The 540-nt window shown below is 44.3% G+C and carries 2 tRNA genes; both read right to left on the reverse strand.

From position 1 onward, the window contains the following. Nucleotides 1-250: 250 nt before the first annotated feature. Nucleotides 251-326 (reverse strand) — tRNA-Ala (locus tag AC0IXA_RS27130). 10 nt (nucleotides 327-336) lie between these two features. Next, a tRNA-Ile gene (locus AC0IXA_RS27135) sits at nucleotides 337-413 on the reverse strand. Between the last annotated feature and the right edge of the window lie 127 nt (nucleotides 414-540).

The raw sequence follows: 540 nt of genomic DNA on the forward strand, positions 1-540 counted from the left end.
CTTCACTTGACCATATAACCCCAAGCAATCTGGTTATACTGTGAAGACGACATTCGCCGAAAATTCGAATTTCTCAATTAAGAGAACTCACAAATTTTACCTTAGCCTGATCCGTTACCAGTGAAAGTAACGTTCAGTCTATCTTTCTATCACATACCCAAATTTTTAAAGAACGATCTAATCAAAAGACTAGAAATCAATATTCAGTTCGAATATTCATTTCTAAACTCTCAAACTTCGAAGCAGTTTATGGTGGAGCCAAGCGGGATCGAACCGCTGACCTCCTGCGTGCAAGGCAGGCGCTCTCCCAGCTGAGCTATGGCCCCATAACAAAATTGGTGGGTCTGGGCAGATTCGAACTGCCGACCTCACCCTTATCAGGGGTGCGCTCTAACCAACTGAGCTACAGACCCAATTTCGAGCTTGTAACTGTTAGCTCAGAGCTATCAGCTTGGAGCTTAAAGCTGCTTCTATCGTCTTCTTCAATGAATCAAGCAATTCGTGTGGGAGCTCATGCAGCAGCTGATGTCGTCGATTAAG

The organism is Pseudomonas sp. AC083, from assembly GCF_979253165.1.